Source organism: Thermoplasmataceae archaeon (genome assembly GCA_038729425.1).
Taxonomy (GTDB): Archaea; Thermoplasmatota; Thermoplasmata; order Thermoplasmatales; family Thermoplasmataceae; genus B-DKE.
This window is the reverse complement of the sequence record JAVYSB010000006.1, coordinates 16,395-22,473: the sequence shown is the minus strand read 5'-3', so window position 1 is coordinate 22,473 and position 6,079 is coordinate 16,395. Positions and strand designations below refer to the sequence as shown.

At 45.0% G+C, this 6,079-nt stretch carries 8 protein-coding genes; 3 read left to right on the top strand and 5 right to left on the bottom strand.

Going from position 1 to position 6,079, the window contains the following annotated elements:
• Window positions 1–121: 121 nt before the first annotated feature.
• From lipA to QW597_06130, 3 genes are all read right to left on the bottom strand, one after another.
• On the bottom strand, window positions 122–991 hold the full coding sequence (gene lipA, locus QW597_06140) for a lipoyl synthase (GenBank protein MEM0156158.1): 870 nt from the start codon (window positions 989–991) through the stop codon (window positions 122–124).
• A gap of 51 nt (window positions 992–1,042) precedes the next feature.
• Window positions 1,043–2,086: a pyridoxal phosphate-dependent aminotransferase gene (locus QW597_06135; GenBank protein ID MEM0156157.1), complete on the bottom strand. Its 1,044-nt coding sequence runs from the start codon at window positions 2,084–2,086 to the stop codon at window positions 1,043–1,045.
• Window positions 2,087–2,186: 100 nt separating this feature from the next.
• Window positions 2,187–2,858 carry an HAD-IB family phosphatase gene (locus QW597_06130; protein MEM0156156.1) on the bottom strand — a complete coding sequence of 224 codons (672 nt, stop codon included), beginning with the start codon at window positions 2,856–2,858 and terminating at the stop codon, window positions 2,187–2,189.
• A 246-nt stretch (window positions 2,859–3,104) separates the two neighbouring features.
• Between QW597_06130 and QW597_06125 the strand changes: the two genes are divergently transcribed.
• From QW597_06125 to QW597_06115, 3 genes are read left to right on the top strand one after another with little or no spacing between them, the layout of a single operon-like run.
• Window positions 3,105–3,278, top strand: a complete 174-nt coding sequence (locus tag QW597_06125) for a DUF3311 domain-containing protein (protein ID MEM0156155.1) — start codon at window positions 3,105–3,107, stop codon at window positions 3,276–3,278.
• The gene (locus tag QW597_06120; GenBank protein MEM0156154.1) at window positions 3,275–3,610 is read left to right on the top strand and encodes a hypothetical protein; all 336 of its coding nucleotides are present in this window, start codon (window positions 3,275–3,277) and stop codon (window positions 3,608–3,610) included. Before QW597_06125 ends, QW597_06120 begins: the two co-directional genes overlap by 4 nt.
• A gap of 6 nt (window positions 3,611–3,616) precedes the next feature.
• The gene (locus tag QW597_06115) at window positions 3,617–4,834 is read left to right on the top strand and encodes a sodium:solute symporter (protein MEM0156153.1); all 1,218 of its coding nucleotides are present in this window, start codon (window positions 3,617–3,619) and stop codon (window positions 4,832–4,834) included.
• A 138-nt stretch (window positions 4,835–4,972) separates the two neighbouring features.
• Here the strand turns inward: QW597_06115 and QW597_06110 are convergent, their stop codons facing one another.
• Both QW597_06110 and QW597_06105 read right to left on the bottom strand, forming a co-directional pair.
• Window positions 4,973–5,863: an electron transfer flavoprotein subunit alpha/FixB family protein gene (locus tag QW597_06110; GenBank protein ID MEM0156152.1), complete on the bottom strand. Its 891-nt coding sequence runs from the start codon at window positions 5,861–5,863 to the stop codon at window positions 4,973–4,975.
• Window positions 5,860–6,079, bottom strand: a 220-nt coding sequence (locus QW597_06105) for an electron transfer flavoprotein subunit beta (GenBank protein MEM0156151.1), incomplete at its 5' end; no start/stop codon positions are given. The genes QW597_06105 and QW597_06110, both read right to left, overlap by 4 nt.

Below are 6,079 nucleotides of genomic sequence, written 5' to 3'. Positions count from 1 at the left end.
TATGGAAGGTGTATAAAACCCGATCCTTCCCTGCCTCTGCGCCGTTACGATTTTCTTGTCAAAGGTCCTTGAGAGCACCATTGCGGTATATGCCCTCACGTACATTTCTTTCTCGTTTTTTTCATTCACCATTTCTGTCATTGCTCAATCTCCTCAATGTCCAGGCTTCTGCAGCCTTGTAAGATGTTCTGACCAGAGGTCCAGAAGCGACGTAGGAAAACCCAACGTCGTACCCCATGTCCTCCAACTTTCTAAATCGTTCCAAAGAACAGTACTCCCTGACTTCTATCTGTTTCTTTGAAGGCCTAAGGTACTGGCCTACGGTTATTATGTCCACTCCTGCGGCGTGGAGGTCCCTCATGGTTTCGAGGACCTCGTCATCCGTTTCCCCATTCCCCACCATTATTGAAGATTTCGTTATCTGGTTCCTGTTGAACGTTTTGGCATGCCTGAGCACGGAAAGAGACTGGTCATAGCCTGCCCTTGCATCCCTAATAGCCGGTGAAAGGCGCCTCACTGTCTCAACGTTGTGCGCAAAAACATCGGGCCCCTCCCTCAGGACATTATCTATGAGTTTTCCATTTCCCTGAAAATCTGGCGTGAGCACCTCTACAGAGACCCCCAGATCTTTCACTGACCGCGTCACTTTCGCAAAGTGGAGCGATCCCTGATCGGGAAGGTCATCCCTGTCGACCGATGTGATGACAACATAATTCAGGTGCATCATCCTCACAGATTGCGCCACCTTTCCGGGTTCCTCTGGATCGAGTGGGATCATCCCGCCATGTGTAACTGAACAGAACCTGCATCCGCGGGAACAGTTGTTCCCCATTATCATGAAGGTGGCCGTTCCACTTTCCCAGCATTCAGCTATGTTCGGGCATCTTGCTTCCTCGCATACAGTGTGAAGCGATCGGTCTCTGAGCGTGCCCTTTATGAAATTATAGTTGTCCCCGGAGGGTAGGCTGACCTTAACATATTCCGGTTTCACGTTCTCTGATTATTTATAAATATACTAAATTATCGTCAGGATCAAACCTGATCATCGGAGATTTTTAAAGAAGGAACTCAGTTTTTCAAGAGCCGCTGACAGAGTTTCAGTTTCTGGAGTAAAACAGAGCCGGAATGAGTTTTCCACGCCAAAGTAGCTTCCGGCTGATATGAGCACACCGGTTTTCTCCAGGACTTTCCTGCACAGTTCAATTGAGGGTATGTGTTGTTCATATGCAACAAGGCAATATGGAGCCACGCCGAATGACACATCAGACCTGAGGCCGGTGTCCATGACAAAATCTGAGACCATTTTTCTGTTTACGGTCATGACCTTCCTGGCGTTCTCGAAAAATATATTCCTTTTCTGGAGCACCTGCGAAGCTATCCACAAGAAATATGGTGAACTGCCTCCAGTATAAAGGCTTTTAAGGTGATTGATCCTCAAGATCGTCTCTCTGTCAGAAACGACATATCCGGTCCTCATGAACCCGAGCCCATAGAATTTTGAAAGGGTATTTGAAAACATGATTCCATCATATATTTTCATTTTCTCAGCTTCTGCGTGGGAGAAATCCATGAATGCTTCGTCAATCAAGGCATAATGGCCGGCTGAAGACGTGGACTCCAGCATGCGCGATATGACGTCAGCGTTATATGCAAGCCCTGTTGGGTTGTTTGGATTGCTCATGATGAATGATTCTCTTCTTCTCACTGGTTTGTGTAAATTATCGATACTTTCCCTGCTGATCTTCACATTGATCATTTCCGGTACAGATGAAATTGGTTCATATTCGGGAACAGGTATCACCAAAGGAACCTTTTTCATGTTTATCATTGAAGCTGCAATAAAAATGGCCTGGGAACCACCGACGGTGGAAGCTACATTGTCCTCACTTACGGAATGCATCCTAGCTACTGTTTTCCTGAACTGCAGATCGCCGTCGATTCCGCTTGAATGATACTCACCAAAGTCTGTCTTTATGCCAATTTTAGAAATGTCTATCTGGTTCATGCCGCTCTGGCTGAGATTGAACTTTGTCTTCGGCCAGCTCTCGTTGATCCAGTCATAAAGCAAGAAATGCGAATCCTGCATGCACCAAGGATGAGCGATTGGAATAAAAATAATGCTACGGGTGATCCATGCTTGAAGTTTGTTGTATCTTTATGATAGTATGGGAATGAAAGGTTCGTTCCTAATGTTCTATTTTCTTTATGATCTGCAGTACTTCCTCAAAATCTGTAAAATCCCTGACACTCACCCTATTGATTCTACATAGCTCTGATAGTCTTGAACCCTTCACGGTAAAACGTATGTCAGCCTCGGTACATGCTCTATAATCAGGTGTGCCATCTCCGATGTAAACCACCCTGTAACCCTTGGTCTTAAAATATTTCACAGCATCGTCCTTAAGATTCAAGGAGTCCGCATATCTGAGTTCCGGGTATTCAAAGGTGAATCCGTGTCCATTGAATGAGGTCTTGGGCATGCAGGTCTGCACCTTTTCGTCCCATCCGTTCAGTTCCAGCACCTGGTTAATGATGAAGTCGATACCAAGGCTTACGATAATGAGAGGTATACGGTGCAGGGAATAATCGACCAATTCACCGAAGTGACTCCTCGGCTTTGCCTCTGGAATCACCACGGAGCAGATTACTTCCCTGTTGGCACTTATATTAGAGAATGGCTTTTCCATCATCCTTATCCAGTCCCTGTAACCAAGTTTGCCCTGCTGATACTGATCATCAGCCTGTTCCCATGACCAGCTTGAAAATATTTTGAGTACCATGTCCATGGTATCTACGGTGGATATGGTACCGTCGAAGTCACAGAGGATCACCAATTTTTCCTTGTTCAATCTTTTCATGATCAGTATGGCATTAATATCAGTTTAGTATCGGAGCTAAAAATTATTCAATCTCAAGACGATTTGAAAGCAAACAGAATCCGTAATGATATTTTGATAAAAGAGAAAATTTCCACCTGAAGTCTAGACTTTCTTGAGAAACATTATTATATGGATGTGATCATAGTAGTTGCAATGCCAAATACTAGCTCGGTTAAGATGAAAATGAGCAAAAATACGGCATATCTGATAGCTTGAATTTTGTTGGTGATACCGTTTTTCGCCTACATTGTGTTGCCACTGTACGATACGGTCGATCCTAAGCTTGCAGGTGTACCGTTCTTTTACTGGTATCAGACGCTATGGCTCGCACTTTCTGCTGCGATGTTTGGAGTGGCAGCTTACCTGATTGGACGCGTAAAGGGAAGTGATAACTTGTGACGGCAACAACAGGAGGGCTCCAACTGGTTGGATTTATTGTCTTCATTGTCCTGTTCGTTGTATTTGCTATTCTGGGATTCGCGGGCAGATACTTTAGGAGGGGGGACGAAGCAATACTGTCTGAGTGGTCACTTGCAGGGAGGAAACTTGGTGTAGTGCTGACATGGTTTTTAATAGGCGCCGATCTTTACACCGCATATACATTCATTGCAATTCCTTCGGCCTTATTCGCATCAGGCGGGATATACTTTTTCGCAGTACCGTATGTAGCACTGACCTTTGCAGTAGCGATGATGACCATGCCGAAACTGTGGGTAATTTCCAAGAAATAGGGATATATAACGGCCGCTGATTTTGTCACAGACACATTCTCAAGCAAAACTCTTGGTCTTCTTATAGCGCTGACAGGCATAGTTTCAGAATTGCCCTATGTCGGGCTTCAACTTGTGGGAATGAAAGCGGTGCTCACTGTTATGTTTCCAAACACCGGAAACGTTGCCCTGCTGATAGATTTTGCCCTTATAGTTTCGGTCATCATACTGGTCGCATTTACTTTCATGAGCGGGCTCAGAGGAGTAACTCTTACCGCCCTCTTCAAGGACGTAATAATTTTCATAACTGTGATTGTCGTGATAATCGCAGTTCCTCTAGCATACGGTGGTTTTCAGCATGCTTTCGCTGCAAAACAAGTTTACCAGACACTTCCATTATCTACCTACGCTGTAGGCTATCCAACGCTCTGGATAGGAAGCGCAATGGCTCTTTATCTGTACCCTCACGCTGTCAATGGATCTCTGAGCTCGAAGAACGAGACAAATCTTAGAATGAGTACAGCACTGCTTCCGGTTTATGGAATTGGGCTCGCGTTTCTCGCCCTGTTTGGGGTATTGATATATGCCGTCGCCCCGGCGCTTAACTATGTCAGCAGCTTCGGAGCGTCTGGCGGTGTTTACGTTGTTCCAGCGCTGATACTTTATACAATGCCTAGCTGGTTCGCAGGATTCGCTTTCCTTGGAATATTTATTGGTGGGCTTGTTCCTGCGGCTATAATGTCAATAGCTTCCGCGAATCTGTTCATCAGAAACGTTTTTAAACCATACGTAAAAAAAGCCATAGAACCAAAACAAGAGACGTTTTATGCAAAGGTAGTTACGATAGTATTCATCTTTATCGCCGTGCTCTTCACATTGGTAGTGAACGATACATATGCCATACAACTTCAACTGTTGGCTGGTGGATTGATTCTTGAAACTTTGCCTGCGCTATTTCTTGGACTGTACTGGCCCAAACTTAACAAGCATTCTATGATTGTTGGCTGGGCGGTAGGAATGATTCTAGACGTATACCTGGAACTAAGTGCCAACTTCCCTGCGAATGGGAGCTTCAAAACGTCGTTTTACAATTTTGGAAAGTTTAACGGAACTGAAGTCCTAATCTTCGTTGGACTGTTTTCAGTGATGCTGAACGTTTTGATTTCCGTGATTGGAACTTATATAACAAGGGCAATGGGAATCAGGAACAGCAAGGAGGAAACACCTGCAAAAGCTGAAGCATGAATATCGTCCCTATTTTTTCATTATTTTCCCATTTTTTAAGAAAATTTTCAAAATCTCTATTTCTGCTAAAAATAAAATGACAATTGATCTGGCACTGATTGGCTTAAGCCAGATCTTATTTCACTTTAGTAACAAGGATTACTGAGTCAGAGAAGCCAGTATCTTGGACGCGACTTGGTAGAGGTCTCCAACGATACCGTAGTCACATTCCTCGAATATAGGTGCGCTTTTGTCCTTGTTCACAGCGATTATGTATTTTGACCCCCTGATTCCGGCAATGTGCTGTATCTGGCCTGAGATCCCCATGGCAAGATAGACCTTTGGACTCACCTTCTTTCCAGAGATTCCTACCCATCTCTCTTCACCTAGCCACTGTAAATCTGAGCAAACCGGCCTCGAACCGGCGAATTCAGCGCCAAGAGCCTTGGTAAGCGGTTCCAGCTGCTTTAGCCCATCCTTCTTCCCTAGTCCCCTGCCAACGCTGACTATGATCTTTGCAGCGGTTATGTCAACTCCTGTCGATGTCTTTGCTTCTGTTTTTTCCACATTCAGGGTCGGGGCTGTAAGATCTACTTCTTCCACAGGAGACTTAGCGTCAGTCGCTTTGGCATCGGCGATGCCTGGCGCCACAGTAAATATTCTGGACGATGATTCTTCTTCAAGAACGCTTTTTCCACCATAGAAATATCTTTTTGTCTTAACGATCTGGCCAGTAGTTTCAAAGCTCGTTATTTCAGCAACACACATCTGACCTTCCGTCGCCGTTAGGTAACCAGCTACCTCCCTACCGAGTATGGTGGAGTCGATAAACAGATAATCGTATCCTGATTTGAAGATCTCGGAAAGCTTCTTGCTGACGTTCCCCGAGTCCAGTGGTCCCTTAAAGGCGTATATCTTTCCAGCACCGTAGGAAACAATTTTTTCCTTTATTTCGACTGGCACTACAACATCTGCTTCCATCTTCCCACGTATGTATGAAATTGTTTGCGAACCTGGGCCAGGGTTATCCGAAAAAATAAGAGCTCTCATCTCATCTCCTCCTTCAGTACCTTCACGATCTCTGGAACACCTTTTTCCAGATCCTCGAATACAATTCTTTTCCTTTCGCTCTTTGGAGCCCGATTAGAAAGTATTTTGGTATATTCCACATGGGGGAAAGGCGTGGGTTCAGTTTTAATGGGCTTGCGACCGGCTGCAAGAATCTGCATCACAGCGGGAAGCCTAGGCTGGTTGATCTCCTGAGTC